Origin of the sequence: Pseudomonas sp. GXZC (assembly GCF_026967615.1) — a bacterium.
GTDB classification, from domain to species: Bacteria; Pseudomonadota; Gammaproteobacteria; order Pseudomonadales; family Pseudomonadaceae; genus Aquipseudomonas; species Aquipseudomonas azotoformans_A.
Map to the genome: position 1 here is coordinate 2,456,331 of NZ_CP114115.1, position 19,527 is coordinate 2,475,857.

The following is a 19,527-nucleotide window of genomic DNA, read 5'->3' on the forward strand; positions in this document are numbered from 1 at the left end:
GTCTGCAGGGAAGTTGTCTGGAACAGTAACTATGAAATGATGCGGGGGCACGGTAGAAGTTGCCCAGCGAGGCGGTGCCGGCAGTGTTGTAGTCGCGTGGCCATTCGCAGTTACCGCAGAGCATTGTATCCAGCACAATTTTTTGTCCGCCCCAGGGACACCGACTAATCTGCAGGCTTTTTCCGGTGGATGGCTTTGAGCATGATCGACCTTGCGACCTTGGCGGTATTTTCCGGTGCAGTGCTGTTGTTGTTGCTATCGCCGGGGCCGAACATGGCCTTTGTGATCAGCCATGGCGTGACCCACGGCTGGCGTGGTGGGATGGCGTCGGCCTTGGGCATCGGCGTGGCTGACCTGTTGCTGACGGCCTTGACGGCTACCGGGGTGACGGCGTTGGTTGCCAGTTGGCCGCCATCCTTTGACCTGATCCGGTATGCCGGGGTGGTCTACTTGCTGTGGTTGGTGTTCAAGACGTTGCAGAAAAATGCTGGAGGCGACGCTGTGCATGTCAGTCGTGTGCCCGTGGGGCGGGTGTTTCTGCAAGCCATGCTCAACAGTTTGCTCAATCCCAAGGCTTTGCTGTTTTTTCTGGTGTTCTTGCCGCAGTTTGTACGGCCGGAGGCGGGGTCTATTGCGGTGCAGTTGATGGTGCTGGGGGGCGTGCTGACCTTGATTGCAGCGGTGTTTCATGTGCTGCTGGGGGTGTTTGGTGGAGCGCTCAGCCGGTTTTTTGCCAGGCGCTCAAAGGGTGCCTGGCTGCAGAAGTGGGGGTTGGCGACGGTGCTGACGGTGCTGACGGTGCTGGCGGTGCGTTTGGCGGTGATGTCTCGGCCATCCTGAGTACATATCCGTTGTTTGGGTAACGGCGGGTATTGGTTCCGCCCTTACGGCGGGTCACTTTTGAAAAGAGCCTGTATGGACCGGATACATGGTGGACACATGTGCGGGGACATGGTTGACACATTATGAACCATAGTCAGGTTTGCTCACGTCGATCGTTCGTAGGAAGTGATGACAGAAGTAGACATCAAAAAGGCCATCACTTTCAGGGTTAGGCCGTATCGCGATATGAAGCCCAGCCAAACCCTTGGCAATGCTGAAATAGCGTTTCTGAAAGCGAAATCGACTGTGATAAGCCTTAGCCAGCACATCATCCGGACCGTATTCAAACTCCGATAACTGCTGCGGATAAATCCAGGGGCTGGAGCGATACCGGTCCATAGGTACCTTGTAATCCAACGCTTGATGAGGACGTTGTAGGTTATAAATCTCACGCCATTGATCAAACGCTTTTTGAGCCTCCTTGGTAGTGGAAAAATGACGCCCTTCAAGCACTTCGGCCTTGAGTGAGCGGTGGAAACGTTCGATTTTTCCATTTGTTTGAGGATGGTATGGACGGCTGAAGCTGATCCGAATTCCTAGGCGAATCAACCAGATACTTAGCTCTGTGATTTCACCAGGGTTGCGTGGCGAGCCCCATGGCGGGCCGTTATCAACGTTGATGCGAGCCGGTAATCCGAAGCGTTGGAATACCTCGATCATCTTCTCCTTCACCGTAGCTCCACGCTCGTTGTCACAGGCCTGAATTGCCAAATTGAATCGTGAATGGTCGTCCAGCATGGTCAGCGGATGGCATCGGCCTTCTTGCGTAGGAAAATGCCCTTTGAAATCCATCTGCCAAAGATCGTTAGGCGCATCGTGCTCAAATCTCAGCTTTGCCTCTTGTTCCTTCTGAGAAGGCTGAATCAGACCGTGCCGGTGCAGGACATTGGTGACGGTGCTGGGAGCGATCTGCTTGTTCAAGAGGCTGCTGATTGTGCGTCCACCCCATGCTGGATGGTCTTGCCTAAGTGCTATGACCTGCGCTTCCAGAGCTGCGGTGGTCAGTTTGGGACTGGTGGCCGGTTTGCGAGACCTCTCTTGCAGCCCTGGCTGACCGTGCGCTTCGTAGCGTTTGAGCCACTTGTAGGCCGTTTGCGGACTGATGCCGAATCGTCGGCATAGCTCTCGTTTATTACTACCGGGTTGCCGTGCAAAGGCAATGAACTCTTCTTTCAGGCTCATGGTGTCTCTCGTGTTCCAGGGCATGATGGCTTTCCGGCGAAGTTGGCTCGCCGAAAAGTGTCCACCATGTCCCCGTACACCCGTCCACCATGTGTCCGGTCCATACAAAAAGAGCCCAAAAGTAACCAAAAGGCTCTTGCCCCAACACTCGGCACCTCGCCTAGGCTCGGTGTGCCCGAACGAAGGCTTGAATCCGTGGGCCGCCGCGATGGGCCATCCTTGGCCCAGCGCGGCTAACCCGGCGTCCTGCCGGGTTACCCACGGATTCAAGCCTGCGTTCGGCCAGCGTGTTTGACGGGGCGCCTCAGATCAAAAGCAAAAGCGCGGCGGCCTAGTAGCCGACCGGTCTCTGGAAGCCGGTCTCGGTCCAAATGTGGGAGCGGGCTTGCTCGCGAAGGCGGGGTGTCAGCTATTACATCTTTGACTGATCCACCGCTTTCGCGAGCAAGCCCGCTCCCACAATTTAGATCTCCTATATCAGGTAGATATCAATCTGCTCTGGCTCTGGCTCTGTTTTTGATTTTGATCTTAGGCGCCCCGTCAAACACGCTGGCCGGAATTCGATAGGGATTTGGGGGGTAAACCGGCAGGGATGCCGGTTTAGCCGCCCCGCGCCATGGATGGCGCGTGGCGGCGGCCCCCCAAATCCCTGTCGGATTACGGGCACACCGAGCCTAGGCGAGGTGCCGAGTGTTGGGGCAAGAGCGTTTTGCTTACTTTTGCGCTCTTCAAAAGTGAGCCGCTGTAAGAGCGGAACCATAAGCAGCCGTTACCCAAAAACGGATATGCCCCCAACCTGACCCAAACATCGCTCTTGCACATTGGGGGTCAAGAAGATATCTAAAGTTGTTTAGCAGAATCACCCCAACCGAGCCGCAGCCCGCGCAACGATCTCCCCACGCACCCTGCGCGATTCCGCCGTGCGCTTGTTGGCTTCCTCCAACACATGCTTGGGCGCCGTGTCCGGACGCCCGGAATCGAACGGCGGTGCCGGTGCATATTCAATCTGCAACTGCACCAGTTGCGCCGCCGCTTCGCTGTACAACTCGCCCGCCAACGTCAGGGCGAAGTCGATACCGGCAGTAATGCCGCCACCGGTCAACAGGTTGCCGTCGCGTACCACGCGTTCTTGCACCGGGATCGCACCGAGCGGGGCGAGCAGGTCGTGATAGGCCCAGTGCGTGGTCGCCTTGCGCCCGCGCAACAAACCGGCGGCGCCGAGTACCAGCGAGCCGGTGCACACCGACGTCACATAGCGCGCGGTCTGAGCTTGTACCTTGAGGAAGTCCAACGTCAGCGGATCCTCCATCAGCGCCCCGACCCCTGAGCCACCGGGCACGCAAATCACATCCAGGCGCGGGCAATCGGCGTAGGTCATGGTCGGTGTGAACACCAGGCCGGTGCTGGAAGTGACCGGTTCCAGGTCTTTCCACACCAGGTGCAACTTCACATCCGGCAACGAACCCAACACGTCATAAGGACCGGTGAGGTCCAGTTGCTGGATGCCGGGGAACAACACAAAGCCAATCTGCAAGGTCATGAATAGCGCTCCGTCAAAGGGGTGGACGGCTTCACTTTAGAAACCTAGGCTTTGGCGAATACGCCATTGAACCCACGAATCACGCCAATCATGCCCAGAATCGTCCACGTACTCGCTTTCGATAACGCCCAGGTGCTGGATGTCACCGGGCCGTTGCAGGTGTTCGCCTCCACCAATGACCTGGCGCGTCAACGCGGCCTGCCGTTGCCCTACGCCGTGTCGGTGATCGCCGCGCAAGCGGAGCCGGTGATGACGTCGGCTGGCTTGGCACTGCTGGCCGAACCGCTGCCCGCCGTCGATGCACCGTGCGATACGTTGGTGATTGCCGGTGGCTGGGGCGTTTACGGCGCCGCCGAAGACCCGGCGCTGGTGGAGTGGGTGCGCGAGAAAGCCAGGCATACCCGGCGCATGACCTCGGTGTGTACCGGCGCGTTTTTGCTGGCCGCCAGCGGCATGCTCGACGGCTGTCGTGTGGCCACCCACTGGACGCGTTGCGAAGAACTGGCGCGCAAATTCCCGGCGTTGACGGTGGAGTCCAACCCGATCTTTATCCAGCAAGGCGCCGTCTGGACATCTGCCGGCGTCACTGCTGGCATTGACCTGTGCCTGGCGCTGGTGGAAGAAGACCTGGGCCGCGCCGTGGCGCTGGAAGTGGCGCGGCACCTGGTGGTGTTCCTCAAGCGTCCCGGCGGCCAGTCCCAATTCAGCGTGACCCTGTCCCTGCAAAAAGACGACAGCCGCTTCGCCGAACTCCACGCGTGGATCGCCGAACACCTCACCCTGGATTTGAGCATCTCGACCCTGGCCGCTCAAGCTGGCATGAGCGAACGCAGCTTTGTACGCCACTACCGCGCCGAAACCGGCCAGACCCCGGCACGCGCCGTCGAATTGATCCGCGTCGAAACCGCGCGCCGGCAGTTGGCTGACAGCCCAGTATCGATCAAACGCATCGCCGTGCAGTGTGGCTTTGGCAGCGAAGAGACCCTGCGTCGCAGCTTCCTGCGCGCCTTGTCGGTCACACCCCAGGCTTACCGCGAACGCTTTTCGCCAAGCAGCTCCAGCAGCGCATCAAGCGTGGCTTGCGGTGCTTCCTGAGGAATGTTGTGGCCCACGCCGGGAAGTACCTGGCGTCGGTAAAACCCGCTGAAATGCTCGACATCATCATCCACTTCAGGCGGCGGGCCCACGCCATCATCGGCACCGCACAGCGAAATGCTCGGTACCGAAATCGGCGGCTGCAACGCCAGCGCCTGCTCGATGGCTTCCAGCGCCGGGTCACCGGGGGCATACATGAAACGGTGGCGATAGGAGTGAATCACCACCTCGACAAAATCCGGGTTATCGAACGACGGCGCCGTCTGGTCATACAGCCCCGGCCCCTCGGCCCAGGAGGGCGACCAAAGCGCCCACAGCAACTTGCACAGTTCGCCACGGTTGGCGGTCAACCCGTCTACGCCGCGCTGGGTATGGAAGTAGAACTGGTACCACAAGCGATGCTCCGTCACAGGCGCCCGTGGCTTGAGGGATTTGGCAATGTCCTGGATGTTGTAGCCATCCCCGGTCACCAACCCGCGTACCCGCTCGGGCCACAATGCCGCAACGATACACGCGGCTCGCCCACCCCAGTCGTAGCCGGCGAGGGTGGCCTGCGGGATCGCCAATGCATCCATGAAATCCAGCAGATCCTTGCCCAACGCCGCCTGCTGCCCGGAACGCATCACCTGCTCATTGATAAAGCGCGTCGGGCCGTAACCGCGCAGGTACGGCACCAGTACCCTGTAGCCACGCTCGGCCAGTACCGGCGCAATCGCGTCATAGCCGCGCGGGTCATAGGGGAAACCATGCAGCAGGATCACCGGCTCACCGTCGAGGGGGCCGTGGGCTTCGTAGGCGATATCGAGCATGGACGTACGTACGCAGAGCAGCGGGGCGGTAATGGTCATGGTGAGCGTTCATCGGCTGGCCAGAGAGGTTGGAACTCTAGCCGAAAGCCGTGACGGGTTGGGGCGGGATTTGAGGCAGTGGGCTTACTTGTCTAGACCGAGCTGGCGCAACCCGATGCAATTGCCCCACGGATCGCGCATCTGGCAAATCCGATCCCCTCGTTCAATCACCATTGGTCCGCGATACAGGATTGCCCCCAGTTTCTCCAGCCGTTGCACTGTTTGTGGCAAGTCTTCTACCCGCCAATACACAACCGACCCGGCGGCTCCGCAGGCGACCTTGCTATCGGCGTTGACGATTTCGATAGCCACGCCCTCTACATCCAGATGGCCAAAATCATTCGGCTGGTGGTAGATGCGTGTCGCCAGTGGAAAGGCTGCGCAGTACCACTGCGTGGCTGCGCGCCAGTCCGGGACATGTATGAGCACGGAGACAATGGGTTTCAACCGAACAATACCTGCTGCCAGTGGGTCTCGCTGATGATTGCGATGGGCACACCACTGTTTCGCAACTCCACGGCTTTTTTGATTTTGGTCCCGTAGGAGCTGTGCAGCCATTGCTCATTACCGATGCTGCCCACCACCAGAAAGTGCACCTTTTTATTCACCGAATTACCGATCACGCCGCCGCGTTCGGTGACGAGCGATTCGCAGTCTTTTCGAGGCCCGTAAGCCATGACCCCTGTAAACAGAAACACCCTATCGAGCCAGTCGAGTTCGGGAATCGGATCATTCAGCGGTAGGCTGCTGACGTTTGCAGTGCGTTGAGGCGCCCCGACGGGAAACCCCGCAAACTGATGCAGTATTTCCAACAATTCGATTGACTCATCTTCATCCAACACTCCATCGCTCAACATGTCAGCGAGGCGTTGGTACAGAATATTCACCACTGGATCTTCCAGATGTACCAGGTGGCTTTCTATCCAGCTCTTGAGAAACTCGGCCTCCAACTGATTGATTTTTCCATCGGCGGTCAAACCGGCGGTAATGCCAATCAGAGCATCGGCAGAGCGTCGATCAATACGTGCCTGATGGAAGAACACGCTTTTTTCGAATTCTTGATGAAGATCGACCATGCGTCCTTGCTCCTTATTCTTCAGTTTCTATCGTCTGATTGATGTACTTGGCTTTGTCGGGAGTGAACGTGACGATCATAAAGGGTACGTGAACACGTCTTGACGACGTCTTGTATTGGATCGATGTCTAAGTCTTCACCTCGAATCCCTTGCCACTGCGCGAGGTAACTCAAGGAGCCAAACTTCTCGCGTTTCTTGAGGCCGCGGCTTACACCACCTTTCCAGCCAAGTACGGGCAGCTCATCGTTTAGGCAAGCTTGCGCTAAGTAGGGTTGTTTGGTCGCGAGCGCTCGGCCAACTTCCCAGCACATGATCAAACCTTTGTCCGCGCGCTCCCATGTCTCGCTCCAGCTCAACGAGGGGCGTATAGGTGTACTGATAGCTTGGCGGATGCGTGAGGTCATATTCTTTCCTTGAATACCGAATGGAATGTGCGTGTCAGATATCGCTATATACCTTGCTTCTTCATTTCCGGCCATTCCCGCGCCAGTAGCCCAAGCACCTCAAGATCATGCCGCTGGCCGTTCCAGAATCCGGCTTCTCGCAGTTTTCCTTCGACTTTGAAGCCAAGACGCTCCAGTAACGCGCGGGAGGCGTGGTTGTGTGGATGAACCAGCGCTTCGACACGGTGCAAGTGCATCTGCATGAAACCCCATTCCAGTGTTCCACGCAGGGCTTCGCTCATCAGGCCTTGCCCTCGGAAATCGGGTGCAAGCTCGCAGGCCAGGGCGCAACTGTTCCATCCACGGTTCCACTTGAATAAGCCACAACTGCCGATCAGTCTGCCCTCGAACTCCAGCCCCCAGCGAGTGCCCGGGTTAGGCTGGGTACGCCATTGGGTAAAGGTCTCGATCAGGGCTTGTGCCTGGCTGATTTCGGTCATCGGGTCAGCGCCGAACCAGCGCATGCTGTCGGTATCGCGGTAGATGGCGAATAGCGCCTGAGCATCTTGAGCCACTAATTCCCGCAACTGCAGGCGTGGCGTGCGCAGGGTAGGGAAGGGGGTCATAAGGTGGCAGCGACCTGGTCCCCATCAACCACCTTCCCGAAATGATGCCGCCACAAATCCACCCCCAACTGCCCCGACCGATCCAGCGACGAACCCACCGTCAGGTCGCTGATCAAGGTCGGCTGCAACCCCGCGTCAAACAACGCAAACCCGGCCGCCAGCACGCAGGTGTCGGTCTGGATACCACACACCAGCACGCGTTGCGGCGCGAGGCTTTTGAGGTAGGCGACGGTCTCGGGTGTTGGCGCATAGCCGTGTTTGATAAAGATGCGATCGGCGGCCACCAGGCTCTGGTCGTTCGGCGCCGGTTGCCAGCCGAGTTGCCGGGCGAAGGGCGTGACGCTCTCGTCGTGACGCTCCACGGTGGCGACTGACGGCATGCGCCCCAGCAGGGTGTTGATGCCGTCCACCAGCCACGCGGGCGGGTTGAAGGAAGGTTGCACATCGATGATCAGCAGTACCTGGCGCATGGCGTTCCTGTCCGTGGTCGAGGGGCTGCTCATTGTGCACAGACCACTTCAGGGTTGCCAGGTGGTTTTCTCCCCGCTGAGTTTACGGTCCAGGAACGTCGCCGCGCTGATCAACGCCAGGTGGCTCAAGGCCTGGGGCGTGTTACCCAAGTGGCGGGCCTGGTTGTCGAACTCTTCGGCGTACAAACCCAAGGGGTTGGCGTAGCGCAGCAGTTGCTCGAATTCCAGGTGGGCCTTTTCCACTTGCCCGGCGCGGGCCAGGCATTCGACATACCAGAACGAGCAGGCCGCAAACGCGCCTTCGGTGCCTTGCAGGCCGTCGATCTGGCTGTCGTCGTTGCGATAGCGGTAGACCATGCCGTCGCGCACCAGGCTTTTCTGGATGGCTTCCAGGGTCGAGAGCCAGCGCGGGTCGGTGGCCGCGACAAACCTTACCAACGGCATCAATAGCATCGAACCGTCGAGCGCGGTGCTGCCGACATGCTGCACGAAATGCCCGCGCTCTTCGTTCCAGAAGTTGCTCCAGATGTCGGCGTAGATCGCTTGGCGGGTCTGGTCCCAGCGTGCAAACGGCGCCGGCAACGAACGCTTGGAAGCCAAGCGGATGGCGCGGTCCAGCGCTACCCAACACATCAGCCGTGAGTGCAGGAAGTGATGCTGCTCGCCGCGCATTTCCCAGATGCCCACGTCTTTGGTGTTCCAGATTTCGCAGACCTGATCAGCCACCTCCACGGTGTGTTTCCAGCCTTCATGGGAAATGGCCTCGCCGTACTTGTTGACCAGGTACACCGCATCCATCAACTCGCCATAGATGTCCAACTGGATCTGGTCGAAGGCTTCGTTGCCGATACGTACCGGCTTGGCGCCGCCATGGCCGCTGAAGTGTTCCAACTCGGCTTCCGGCAGTTCCTGGCGGCCGTCGATGCCATACAAGATGTTGATCTTGGTCGGCTGGCCACAGCAGTCACTCACACGGCCCTTGAGCCAGCGCATATAGGCGTTGGCTTCCTCGACAAAACCCAGACGCATGAAGGCATAGACGGTGAAGGATGCGTCGCGGATCCAGGTGTAGCGGTAGTCCCAGTTGCGTTCACCGCCGGGGGTTTCCGGCAGGCCGAAGGTGGCGGCGGCGATGATCGCGCCGTGTTTGCGCGACGTCAGAAGCTTAAGCGCCAGCGCCGAGCGGTTGACCATTTCGCGCCAGCGCCCACGGTAGTTCGATTGCGCGATCCAGCCGCGCCAGAACTTCAAGGTGTGGGCCAGCGCCAAGTCGGTGCAGCTGCTGTCCACCCGCTCATCCTCCTGGCCGCCGAGGACGAATTCGGCCCCTTCTTCCTGCTCCAGGGTAAAGCTGGCCACGGCGGCACCGTCTTTGATCTGCAGTGGATGGCTGCTGGACAAGCGCAGGCCGGGCTGGCCTTCGGCGCTGAAACACACCGTGCCGTTGTCACGGGTGGCTTGGGTGGGTGTGCGCGCGTAGTCATGGCGCACCGCGCAGCGCAGATGGATATCGGCCTTGCCGCTGACCACACGCACCCGGCGAATCAACAGCGGCAGGTCATCGATCTCCTCGCTGATTGCCAAAAGGTCAGTGATTTCCACCACGGCCTCGTCGCTGAGCCAGCGGGTTTGCAGCACGTTGGTGTCGGGCAGGTAGATCTGTTCGCGGCGCGCGTTGGGCAGGTCCGGGGTGAGTTGGAAAATGCCGGCGTCGGGGCTGTCCAGCAGCGAGCAGAAGATAGAGGGGCTGTCGAATTCCGGCCAGCAGAAGAAGTCGATACTGCCTTTGTCGTTCACCAATGCCGCACTGCGCATGTCGCCAATGATGCCGTGGGCATCGATGGCGCTTTGTTGTTCGTTCTTCAGATCAACCATTGCCACGGAACTCCGGATAGAGGCTCATGCCTCCGTCAATAAAGAGTGTGCTGCCGACCACATAATCGGACGCATCGCTGGCCAGCCACACTACCGCGTTGGCGACGTCTTCCACGTCGCCGATCCGCCCGTAGGGAATCAACTTGAGCAGCTCTTGTGCTGCCGCGCCTTCGGTGGCGGCTCGGTTGATCGCGGTGCGAATCGCCCCCGGCGCAATGCCGTTGATGCGGATGCGTTGCTCACTGACTTCCTGGGCGAGGGTGCGCATCAACATCTCCACGCCACCCTTGGACGCTGCGTAGTTCACGTGCCCGGCCCAGGGGATCAGTTGGTGCACCGAACTCATGTGGATGATTTTGCCCGCCGCCCGCGACACGCCTTCGCGCACGCCCTGGCGGTTGAAGATGCGCACCGCCGCGCGGGCACACAGGAATTGGCCGGTGAGGTTGACGCCGATCACCGCATTCCAGTCATCCAGGCTCATGTCCACCAGGTTGGCGTCCTTCTGCATCCCGGAGTTGGCCACCAGGATGTCCAAGTGGCCGAAGGCATCGAGGGTCTGGGCAAAAAGCCGTTCTACCTCTTCTTCTTTAGCTACGTTGGCGCCAATGGCAATCGCCCGGCCACCCTCGGCTCTGATCTGTTCTGCCAGTGCCTCGGCTGGCGCGGCCTGGCTGTTGTAATTCAGCACCACCGCCGCTCCGGCTTGCGCCATAGCCTTGGCCGCGCCGGCACCGATTCCGGAACTGGCACCGGTCACCAGCGCCACTTGTTGCTCCAACGAGATACGCATTGCTCACCGACCTTAAATTCGTGAGTTCAAGTAGCTGACTGATCGCGCGCAAGGGAAGTTCACCCGTGTGAAATTAGCGACTACAACCATGGTGAAAAATGGAATAACAGAACTATAAAAAATAACCATAAGATACTAAAAAACCGCTCAAAAGCGTTTGACAGGCTTTTTCGCCGCGTGTCTTATAGGCACACATCAACCCGCTCCGTTGGTAGTTCGGAAGTCATCGCGGGGCCACCTATAAGAGATTTCTATGTGCCTTTCGGCCGATATAGGGGAACTACCAGTTCAGGTAAAAGCAGCGGCCTTAGTTGGCGTGCCTAAGTTAGTTATCTTCGATTGCGACGGTGTTCTGGTCCAAAGCGAAGAAATAACCCTGTCTGTATTGATCTCCATGCTTAATGCCCTGGCTCAGGGCGACACGCTGCTTGATGTCACACGTTTTATCGAACACTTTCGTGGGCGCAAGATTGCTGAGTGTTTGCGCGAGGCTGAGCAATTATTAAATGTCAGTGTGGACGACGCATTTGAACAGCGTTTTCGTGAGCGGGCGCTGCACGCACTGACACTCAGTTTAAAAGCCACGGATGGAATGCTGGACGTCCTGGAAAGTTTGGACGTGCCTTACTGCGTTGCCTCGAGTGCGCCACGTAACAAGATCGAGCACTGCTTGCGCCTGGCGGGACTGTTTTCTTATTTCGAAGGGCGAATATTCAGCTGTTATGAATTGGGTCGTTGGAAACCTGATCCCTTGGTGTTCCTGACGGCCTGCCGGACTTACAGCATTGATGTGAGTGATGCGCTGGTGGTGGAAGACAGTGTGACGGGTATCCAGGCTGCGGTAGCGGCCAGTATAAAAGTGTTGGGCTTTGGTCCTGCGCATCGGCACTCGCAGTTGGCCGCGGCAGGGGCATTGCCGATTGCCAACATACGCGAAGTATTGACCATTTTTAATTGACTCAGGGAGGAGGCGTCGTGAACACACTTGGTTACCTGGAACGGCTCAAACGCAACGATCAATCTTCGCAAGTGTGGTGGGATTCATCGCCTGCCGTATACCTGCCGTATAAACAACACCTGCTGGAAAAGTACCCGGCGGCTGCAACATATATAGAAGCGTTGATGCCGGATGAGTTCTGCCAGCCCTGGGGCTTGTGCAGTGCGACCACCAACCCGCGGTTGGTGACGGCCATTATCCTTGAAAAACGCGAGTATTGGTCTTCACGTTTCAACCTGGCCAAGCTGTCTCCCAATGAGTTGCGCAAGCAGCTGTACAACGAAGTCATCGTCGAAGGGGCTGCCACGCTCAAGTCGCGGTGGGTTCAATCGGCACAGGCTGAAGGTTGGATTTCTGCCCAGGTTGACCCGGTGGACGTGCGTTGCACCGAGCGTATGACCACCCGAGGGTTGGAACTGCAGCGCCTGGCGCCGAACGTGATGGTCAAGGTGCCGGGCAGCCTGGAAGGGATAGCCACCGTCGAGCAACTGGTGGCTCAGGGTGCCTCGATCAATATCACTTTTTGCTTCACGGTTGCCCAGTTCCAGGCCGGTATCCAGGCCATCGAGCGTGGCAGGGCGACGGCGCGCAGCAACGGTATCGACACCAGCCGCTGCAAGTACGTGATCACGTTCATGATTGGGCGTTTCGCCTGCCAGCCCGAGTTCACCCTGCAGGCTGCCGAGCGTGGCCTGACCTTGAGCGCCGAGGAGCTGCGCTGGGCCGAGTTGATGATTTACGAGCAGATCCAGACGCTGGTGGCGGCCTCGACCGTGCCGATCAAAACCCTGCTTTCCAGCATAAAGGTCGATGTGGACGAACGTGGCAACAAGCATTGCTGGCACTTGGAAAAGACCGGGCAAACCGCGACCTGCTACACACTGACGCCGGACGTAGTGGAGTTCCTGATTGAGCGCGAAAGCCACGGCAAACCGGTCGTACCCGCGCAGGAACCCCAGAAACCCCCGGCCTCGACCTTCGCGAAGCTGATCCGTATCCCGTATTTCTACGAAGCCTACTTTGTCGATAGCATCGAACCGTACGACTTCGGCAACCACGAAGCCTTTATCAACGCCTGCAATGAAGCCAACAGCGCGCACCGGCGTCTGGCGGATTACTGCGTTCGGCTCTGCCCCGTGACGACACCGTTCAAGCGCGCATTCAACGCATTGCTCGCCGCTGAATTTGGGGTGATCGCATGAACCGGATGATCGGGTTGTGGGCCCACCCACGTTCGCGCTCCACGGTGCTCGAACGCGTGTTTATCGAGCGGGGCGATTTCGAGGTCTTCCATGAACCTTTTGCGCACATGGCGTTTTCCGAGGACTCGGCGATTCCTTCGGATGAGTGGGATCACAGTTTGCCCACGACTTACCCAGGCATAAAAGAGCATCTACTGAGTGCCCGTGAGCGTGCGAACGTCTTCCATAAAGACATGTGTTATCACTGTTTGGATGACTTGAAAGTTGATGTTGGTTTTCTCGCGCAACAGGACAATATCTTTCTGATTCGTGAACCTGCCAGCAGTATTATTTCCCATCATCGGGTGCATCCCGATATGCCGTTGCAGGCCATTGGGCATAAAGCACTGTATGACATATTTTGTGTGGTCACCAAACTGACCGGCAAAGTGCCCTATGTGATCAATGCGGATGATCTGGCCGCAGAGCCGGAACGAGTGATCCGTAAACTCTGTGACCATTTGAATATAGAGTTTCTGCCACACGCCATGACATGGAAACGTGAGTGTCCCCAACAATGGAAAACGTGGCGTAGTTGGCATGTCGACGCGGAAAACAGTGAGCGGATTGTTTCTCCAGATAATTCGCACGTTGATATCAAGGTGTTTGATCAATATCCGAATTTAAAGGCGATGTACGAATATCACCGTACGTATTACGCGCGCATGAATGAATTTTGCCAATAGGGATTGTTGTATGAAAAAGTTGATTGTTACCGGAGCGGCCAACGGAATTGGCCGGGCTACTGTGGAACTGGCGATTCAACAGGGTTATTTCGTTATCGGTGCGGACAAGGATGCCGAGGGTTTGAAAGTGCTGCAAGGTGTCTATGGCGCTGACGTGTTTGAAGCGCATATTGCTGACTTTTCGGACATGGCCGTTATCAAGGGTTTTATTTCAAAACTGTATGAGCGGCATGCAAGTATTTACGGTTTGGTCAACAACGCCGGTATTTATCACGGTAAAAGTGTCTACGCCTACTCCGATGAGCAGATCGACGAGATCCTCACCGTCAACCTCAAGGCGCTGGTCTACCTCTCCAAAGACTTTGCCGAACGGGAGATGAAGCACGAAGCCCCGCGCAGCATCGTCAACATCGCTTCGGTGGCTGGAGAAGTGGGCAGCTGCGACGCACTCTACGGCGCCACCAAGGCAGCGGTGATCGGCCTGACCAAGGCCAACGCCTGGAACTTCGCGCCGTTCGTGCGGGTGAACGTGGTGTCCCCGGCGCTGATCCATGACACCGCGATCTACGGCACCATCCCCGAATACCGACGCGCCGAGTACGCCCGCCAGGAAGTCCTCAAGGACCCGATCCTGCCCAGTGGCGTGGCCGAGGTCATCTTGCTGCTGGTGGGTGATGCGATGCGTCACATCACCGGCCGTGTGATTCCGGTCGACAACGGAGCCTACCCACGATGAGCCTTCCGGTGCGCAAGAAAAAGCTGCTGCTGGTAGGCGCCGGCAACCTATGCCTGCAGATCCTGAAGATTCTGGGGCCGAAAAACGCGTTCGACTTTGTGGTGTTGGGGCGCAATGAAGAAGCCACGATCCGCTTGTGCAACCTGGTGACGTTGTCGTGTGCGCAGTTGGGCCAATTTATCGACATCAAACCCGTGGTTGCCGACCTGACGGATATCGGCAGGGTCACGCAGCTGCTGCGTAAAGAAGCCCCGGATATGCTGGTGAACTGCGCGTCGCTGCAGTCCTGGCGGGTGATCACCGGGTTGCCCAAGCTGTCGTTCGAGAAGCTCGACCAGGCCCAGTTCGGCCCCTGGCTGCCCATGCACCTGACGTTGATGCATTGCCTGATGCGGGCGGTGAAAGCCTCCGGCATCACCACTAAAACCGTGAATGCGGCGTTCCCTGATGCGGTCAACCCGATCTTGGCGCGCATTGGCCTGGCGCCGGATATTGGCGTGGGAAATGTGGCCAACCTGGTTCCAGCGGTGCGTTTATCCATCGCACGGTTGCTCGAATGTGCATCCGCTGATGTGCAAGTGCAGCTGTATGCCCAGCATTACTTCAGCCACTACGTGCCGCGCGGTGGGTTACCTGCGCGGGCCAGCTACCGTCTGTTGTATGAAGTGCGTGACCGGCCAGAGGTGGTGCGTCTGCCGGCCGAGGCGATTTTCTCGACGGTGAAATCCGAGTTCCGTCGCCTAGGCGGAGTGGACGGGCAGTTCCTCACCGCATGCTCTGCCGTCACGGTCATCGAAGGGCTGTTCTCGCCCGTGCCGGTCCTGGTGCATGCGCCGGGGCCTCTCGGGCTTCCGGGTGGGTATCCGGTGTGGCTGCACGATGGGCAGATCCAGGTGCAGTTCTCCGACGCCTGCCCACAGGACGAGGCGGTGCGCATCAACAGCATCTGCCAGAGCCAGGATGGCATCGACGAAATCCATTGTGATGGTTCGGTGACTTACAACCCGCAGTGCATGGCTGTCATGCAATCGATGCTGGGGTATTCCAAGAACACCATGTCCATCGAGCAGTCCGCCGAGTTTGCCCGCGAGCTGGCGAGCAAGTACCTGTCCTTCAAGAATTCAACCTGGTAGGTGTGTGATGAATCAGATATCGGGGCGCAAGCACAACGAAGTCGCCAGTTATGCCAAGCAGTACTCGGAGGATTTCGTCGAGCGCTGGGATGAATTGATCGATTGGGAAAAACGCAAAGCGGGGGAGGACGGGTTCTTCGAAAACCTGCTGCGCAGCCACGGCGTGCGGTCGGTGATCGACGTGTCGACGGGCAGCGGCTTCCATGCCGTCCAGCTCAAGCAGGCGGGCTTTGAGGTGGTGGCCACGGACGGCAGCAGCACCATGCTGACCAAGGCGCGGGCGAACTTTCGCAAGCATGGCTTGGACATTCAGTCCCACTACCGCGACTGGCACTCGCTGGACTCCCAGGAACTTGGCCAGTTCGATGCGGTGGTGTGCCTGGGCAGTTCGTTGTGCCATGTCTTCGCCGCCCACGATCGGTTGCGGGTGCTGGCGAAGTTCAGGGCCTTGCTCAAGCCGGGCGGCTTGCTGATCGTGGACCAACGCAATTTTTTCGCCATTCGTGCCGGCAACTACAAGGCCAGCGGCAATTACTATTACTGCGGTACGAATGCTTCGGTCAGCCTGGGAGAGGTCGATGAGCACCTGTGTGAGTTCATCTATTCCTTTGATGACGCGGAACAATACCGGCTGCAGGTGTATCCCCTGTTGCCGGGCGAGTTGAAGGGGGAAGTGCTCAAGTCCGGGTTTACCGACCATGAAAGTTACGGCGACTTCGAACGTGACTACGACATGATGGATTGTGATTTCGTCATCCACACCGCGCGCGCCGAATAAGGAGGGATTGATGAGCACACTCGTACAGAGCAATGCCCGGCCACTGGACAGCGTCGTGCTGGCGGTGGTCCTCACCGGGTTCGTGGCCAGCACCTATGGCTTTGGCGTCTACCTGTTCGCCAACCTGGTGGTGGACATGCGCCGCGACATCGGTTTTGACTACACCACGGTGGGGCTGATCACTGGCGGCGCGCAGATTGGCTTCCTGCTGTTTTCATCGGTGACCAGCTATATCAGCCGGTTTTTCGAGGGGTGGAAAATCAGCCTGGTATCGACGGTGATGACGTCCCTGGCGCTGCTGGGGCTGAGTGTCAGCAACAGCATCTGGTTGTCGGGGGCGCTGTTGATCCTGCTCGGTGGCTGTTCCGCTTCGGTGTACATCCCGTTGGCAGAGATCGTCACCAAGGGCTTCAGCCCCGGTAATCGCTCGCGGGTCATGGGGCTGATTTCCAGTGGCACCAGCTACGGCGTATTCATCAACGGTTTGCTGGTGTCGTTCCTGACATTGAATGGTGGCTGGCGCTCGATCTGGCTCACTGCCGGGCTGATCTCGGTGGCCCTGTGCGTGGTGGCCTGGTTTCTGTTGCGTAACTTCGCTGCGAGCCAGAACACCGGGTTTTCCGGGAGCGCGCCACCGCGTTTGACAGCCACCAGCCCTGGCTCAGCCGCTCGTTGTACTTGACCTGGGCCATCGCCTTCCTCAATGGCATGGCGTTGCTGCCGTTCCAGACGTACCTGGCGCCGTTCCTGCGTGATGAGTTGGGTGTGTCGGTACAGGACGCCGGGTTTATCTGGACCACCATCGGCGCGGTGGGCATGGCGTCGGGCTTCCTGGTGGGCTGGATTGCCGACAAGGTCGGCGTGCGCGCGTCGCTGGCGATGTGCTTCCTGAGTGCGGGGTTGGCTGCCACCCTGGTATTCAGTTTCAACAGCCTGCCCTTGTTCTACCTGGCGGCGTTTCTGTTTGCGTTGGCGTTTTATCCCATCTTCGGGCTGGTGCCCAGTTACATCGGGCAAATCGTCCCGGTCAGTCGGCTGACCCAGGCCTTTGGCATTGCCAACGTGTTGATCGGCTTGGGCGGCGTGTGCGGCAATTTCCTGGGCGGATTTTCCAAGGACCTGACCGGGTCGTTCTCGACCGTCTACTGGGTGGTGGCGCTGTTGTTGTTCGTGCAATGCGTGATGGTGTTCCTGTTGGGCAAACAGCCTGTTTCGGTCAAGGAGGGTGAACAGTCATGAGTTATTTTCCAGACACGCCGCACCGGAACCTGCACGCGTTTGCGTTCAGTCACCGCTCTGGCATGAAACATAACCCCGTGGTCATCTGGATGACCGGCCTCTCCGCGTCCGGCAAGTCGACCATTGCGGATGCGTTGGATAGTGCGCTGCAGGAACAAGGGCGGATCACCGCCATTATCGACGGCGACTCGGTGCGTGGCGGGCTGTGCCGAGACCTGGGTTTTACCGACAGCGACCGTGACGAGAATATCCGCCGGGTCGCCGAAGTGGCGCGGTTGATGCTGGAGGCCGGGCTGATCGTGATCGTGGCGTTGATTTCTCCCTCGTCGGCCAGCCGGCACTACGCGCGCTCGATCATCGGCAATGAGTTTTTTGTCGAAGTGCATGTGGACGCGCTGTTGGAAACCGCCGAACAACGTGACCCCAAGGGCCTGTATAAAAAAGCCCGCGCCGGGTTGATCAAGCACTTTACCGGTATCGACTCCCACTACGATGTCCCGGTGTTTCCGGAGGTGCACCTGGATACCCAGACGCTTTCAGTGGAACAGTCGGTCGCGACGATTCTTGATTGGATCGCGCACAACGACGATCGCACTTAGCCGTCTGTCTTTGCGCGGGGATGACAATGTCTGCAACTTGAGAAAACAGGGTAATCTGCGCCATCGCAGGGAGAACGCGTTTTTTCAGGAGCAGGCATGACACATTTTACGGGCACTGCAAAATCGATCCGTCTGATTGGTGGGGCCCGGGTATTGGACTTTATCAATACCACCAACGGCCGTCGCCCTGGCACTTCGCTCAAGGTCATAGAGGAGCGGCTCACCAGCTTTCAGTTCTTCTTCGAATGGGCATTGCATGCATCGTTGATCTCGGCCCGAGAGTTTGACGACTACAAACCGATGGTGTTTGCCTCCTCCATGGCTTACCAGCCGGACCTGGACGCGATCATTGCGTTCAGGGAATGTCTGTACGCGGTGTTCTATCCGTTGTCGTTACAGGGTGCCGCGCCCGATGAGGCTTTGCAGCAAATCAACCAGGTGTTCCAGCAAGGCGTTGCCTGGCGGGTGCTGCGTTCCGTGGAGGGCAAACCTGCCTGGGCGTGGAAGCCCTGCACCACGGCGCAGGAGCTGACGGCTATGGTGCTCGGGCGCTTGGCCATCGAGGCCACGCAGTTACTGGTGTCCGGTGATCTGCACGCATTGCGCATTTGCGGCGCCGCTGACTGCGATTGGGTGTTCTTCGACATCTCCAAGAACAAGCAGCGCAAATGGTGCCAGATGAGCGTGTGTGGTAGCCGCGAAAAACTCAGCCGTCTCAAGCAGGTGGGCAGCACGCATTAGTTTCCAGGTGTGCGACGGGTAGCAATTGCTCCACTTAATAGGAAGCATTACTATTCACGCCCCGCCTCCCCAGTGCACCCGCGATGATCCCTCAGCCGCCCCGCAGAACAGGCTTTTTCGAACATTACGAAGAGTTGATCGGAACCTGGACGCGTCGCCTGAGAAACCGTCAGCAGGCCGAAGACCTGGCCCACGACACCTTTGTGCGGGTGCTGGAGTCGAAGTCCGATCAGGTGGAGCAACCGCGCGCCTACCTGCATCAGACCGCGCGCAATATCGCAGTGGATGCCTATCGACGCGAAGACCGCCGTGAGGCCATCACGCTGGAAGCCTTTGATCAGCGTTCGCCCCACAGTGGCGACCCGGAGCATTTCATGCACGCGATCCAGTTGGCGGACTCCATCGAGCGGGCCTTGGCCGAGCTGCCGCTCAACTGCCGCAAGATTTTCATCTGGCAGAAGATCGAAGGCCTGACCCAGCAGGAAATCGCCGAACGCCTGGGGTTGTCTAAAAACATGGTGGAAAAGTATATGATCCGCACCCTGCGGCATCTGCGCGACCGCCTGGACGCGATGGCGCCATGACTGCCCGCTTTGAAACAGGATCT

General features: G+C 58.5%; 22 protein-coding genes and 1 pseudogene. 13 read left to right on the forward strand and 10 right to left on the reverse strand.

All coding sequences use genetic code 11. The annotated features are described in order from the left end of the window. Nucleotides 1-201: 201 nt before the first annotated feature. Nucleotides 202-840 (forward strand): LysE family translocator, encoded by a 639-nt coding sequence (locus OZ428_RS11760; RefSeq protein WP_269133418.1) that lies wholly within the window; start codon nucleotides 202-204, stop codon nucleotides 838-840. A 123-nt stretch (nucleotides 841-963) separates the two neighbouring features. Here the strand turns inward: OZ428_RS11760 and OZ428_RS11765 are convergent, their stop codons facing one another. Together OZ428_RS11765 and inhA are read right to left on the reverse strand one after the other, a co-directional pair. Beyond that, nucleotides 964-2,088 carry an IS481 family transposase gene (locus OZ428_RS11765; protein ID WP_269130828.1) on the reverse strand — a complete coding sequence of 375 codons (1,125 nt, stop codon included), beginning with the start codon at nucleotides 2,086-2,088 and terminating at the stop codon, nucleotides 964-966. Nucleotides 2,089-2,923: 835 nt separating this feature from the next. Then, the gene (inhA, locus tag OZ428_RS11770; RefSeq protein ID WP_038845009.1) at nucleotides 2,924-3,604 is read right to left on the reverse strand and encodes an isonitrile hydratase; all 681 of its coding nucleotides are present in this window, start codon (nucleotides 3,602-3,604) and stop codon (nucleotides 2,924-2,926) included. A gap of 90 nt (nucleotides 3,605-3,694) precedes the next feature. On the opposite strand from inhA, the gene OZ428_RS11775 reads away from it, so the two are divergent. Beyond that, a complete protein-coding gene (locus OZ428_RS11775; RefSeq protein WP_269133419.1) occupies nucleotides 3,695-4,699 on the forward strand; it encodes a GlxA family transcriptional regulator in 1,005 nt (334 codons plus the stop codon). Here the strand turns inward: OZ428_RS11775 and OZ428_RS11780 are convergent. The 8 genes and pseudogenes from OZ428_RS11780 to OZ428_RS11815 form a co-directional block, all read right to left on the reverse strand. Continuing rightward, nucleotides 4,633-5,547, reverse strand: coding sequence for an alpha/beta fold hydrolase (locus tag OZ428_RS11780; protein WP_269133442.1), 915 nt, complete (start codon nucleotides 5,545-5,547; stop codon nucleotides 4,633-4,635). The genes OZ428_RS11775 and OZ428_RS11780 overlap by 67 nt on opposite strands. 84 nt (nucleotides 5,548-5,631) lie before the next feature. After that, on the reverse strand, nucleotides 5,632-5,994 hold the full coding sequence (locus tag OZ428_RS11785) for a VOC family protein (RefSeq protein WP_269133420.1): 363 nt from the start codon (nucleotides 5,992-5,994) through the stop codon (nucleotides 5,632-5,634). Next, complete coding sequence (locus OZ428_RS11790) at nucleotides 5,991-6,623, reverse strand: BRCT domain-containing protein (protein WP_269133421.1); 633 nt, start codon at nucleotides 6,621-6,623, stop codon at nucleotides 5,991-5,993. The genes OZ428_RS11785 and OZ428_RS11790 overlap by 4 nt, the downstream gene beginning before the upstream one ends. A gap of 13 nt (nucleotides 6,624-6,636) precedes the next feature. Then, nucleotides 6,637-7,027 (reverse strand): annotated as a pseudogene (locus tag OZ428_RS11795) (hypothetical protein). Between the two features lie 44 nt (nucleotides 7,028-7,071). Next, nucleotides 7,072-7,632, reverse strand: coding sequence for a GNAT family N-acetyltransferase (locus OZ428_RS11800; RefSeq protein WP_269133422.1), 561 nt, complete (start codon nucleotides 7,630-7,632; stop codon nucleotides 7,072-7,074). Further along, a complete protein-coding gene (locus OZ428_RS11805; RefSeq protein WP_269133443.1) occupies nucleotides 7,629-8,102 on the reverse strand; it encodes a cysteine hydrolase family protein in 474 nt (157 codons plus the stop codon). Before OZ428_RS11805 ends, OZ428_RS11800 begins: the two co-directional genes overlap by 4 nt. Nucleotides 8,103-8,150: 48 nt before the next feature. Next, a complete protein-coding gene (locus tag OZ428_RS11810) occupies nucleotides 8,151-9,977 on the reverse strand; it encodes a glycoside hydrolase family 15 protein (RefSeq protein ID WP_269133444.1) in 1,827 nt (608 codons plus the stop codon). Continuing rightward, nucleotides 9,970-10,770: an SDR family oxidoreductase gene (locus OZ428_RS11815; RefSeq protein ID WP_269133424.1), complete on the reverse strand. Its 801-nt coding sequence runs from the start codon at nucleotides 10,768-10,770 to the stop codon at nucleotides 9,970-9,972. Before OZ428_RS11815 ends, OZ428_RS11810 begins: the two co-directional genes overlap by 8 nt. A gap of 253 nt (nucleotides 10,771-11,023) precedes the next feature. Here OZ428_RS11815 and OZ428_RS11820 point away from each other — a divergent pair, with 253 nt between their 5' ends. The 11 genes from OZ428_RS11820 to OZ428_RS11865 all read left to right on the forward strand — a co-directional run bounded on the left by OZ428_RS11820 (nucleotide 11,024) and on the right by OZ428_RS11865 (nucleotide 19,504). Beyond that, a complete protein-coding gene (locus tag OZ428_RS11820) occupies nucleotides 11,024-11,728 on the forward strand; it encodes an HAD family hydrolase (protein ID WP_269133445.1) in 705 nt (234 codons plus the stop codon). A 17-nt stretch (nucleotides 11,729-11,745) separates the two neighbouring features. After that, nucleotides 11,746-12,969 carry a transaldolase family protein gene (locus tag OZ428_RS11825; RefSeq protein WP_269133426.1) on the forward strand — a complete coding sequence of 408 codons (1,224 nt, stop codon included), beginning with the start codon at nucleotides 11,746-11,748 and terminating at the stop codon, nucleotides 12,967-12,969. Beyond that, complete coding sequence (locus OZ428_RS11830; RefSeq protein ID WP_269133427.1) at nucleotides 12,966-13,694, forward strand: sulfotransferase family protein; 729 nt, start codon at nucleotides 12,966-12,968, stop codon at nucleotides 13,692-13,694. Before OZ428_RS11825 ends, OZ428_RS11830 begins: the two co-directional genes overlap by 4 nt. 10 nt (nucleotides 13,695-13,704) lie before the next feature. Then, on the forward strand, nucleotides 13,705-14,430 hold the full coding sequence (locus tag OZ428_RS11835) for an SDR family oxidoreductase (protein WP_269133446.1): 726 nt from the start codon (nucleotides 13,705-13,707) through the stop codon (nucleotides 14,428-14,430). Then, nucleotides 14,427-15,563, forward strand: coding sequence for a hypothetical protein (locus tag OZ428_RS11840; protein WP_269133429.1), 1,137 nt, complete (start codon nucleotides 14,427-14,429; stop codon nucleotides 15,561-15,563). Before OZ428_RS11835 ends, OZ428_RS11840 begins: the two co-directional genes overlap by 4 nt. 7 nt (nucleotides 15,564-15,570) lie before the next feature. Further along, nucleotides 15,571-16,341 (forward strand): class I SAM-dependent methyltransferase, encoded by a 771-nt coding sequence (locus OZ428_RS11845; RefSeq protein WP_269133447.1) that lies wholly within the window; start codon nucleotides 15,571-15,573, stop codon nucleotides 16,339-16,341. Between the two features lie 10 nt (nucleotides 16,342-16,351). After that, a complete protein-coding gene (locus OZ428_RS34640; protein ID WP_442964820.1) occupies nucleotides 16,352-17,023 on the forward strand; it encodes an MFS transporter in 672 nt (223 codons plus the stop codon). Next, on the forward strand, nucleotides 17,014-17,580 hold the full coding sequence (locus OZ428_RS34645; RefSeq protein ID WP_442964821.1) for an MFS transporter: 567 nt from the start codon (nucleotides 17,014-17,016) through the stop codon (nucleotides 17,578-17,580). The genes OZ428_RS34640 and OZ428_RS34645 overlap by 10 nt, the downstream gene beginning before the upstream one ends. Then, nucleotides 17,577-18,179: an adenylyl-sulfate kinase gene (gene cysC, locus OZ428_RS11855; protein ID WP_269133448.1), complete on the forward strand. Its 603-nt coding sequence runs from the start codon at nucleotides 17,577-17,579 to the stop codon at nucleotides 18,177-18,179. Before OZ428_RS34645 ends, cysC begins: the two co-directional genes overlap by 4 nt. 96 nt (nucleotides 18,180-18,275) lie before the next feature. Continuing rightward, nucleotides 18,276-18,920: a CGNR zinc finger domain-containing protein gene (locus tag OZ428_RS11860; RefSeq protein WP_269133449.1), complete on the forward strand. Its 645-nt coding sequence runs from the start codon at nucleotides 18,276-18,278 to the stop codon at nucleotides 18,918-18,920. A gap of 83 nt (nucleotides 18,921-19,003) precedes the next feature. Continuing rightward, entirely contained in the window at nucleotides 19,004-19,504 is a 501-nt protein-coding gene (locus OZ428_RS11865) for a sigma-70 family RNA polymerase sigma factor (RefSeq protein ID WP_033899716.1), read from the forward strand. Nucleotides 19,505-19,527: the final 23 nt, after the last annotated feature.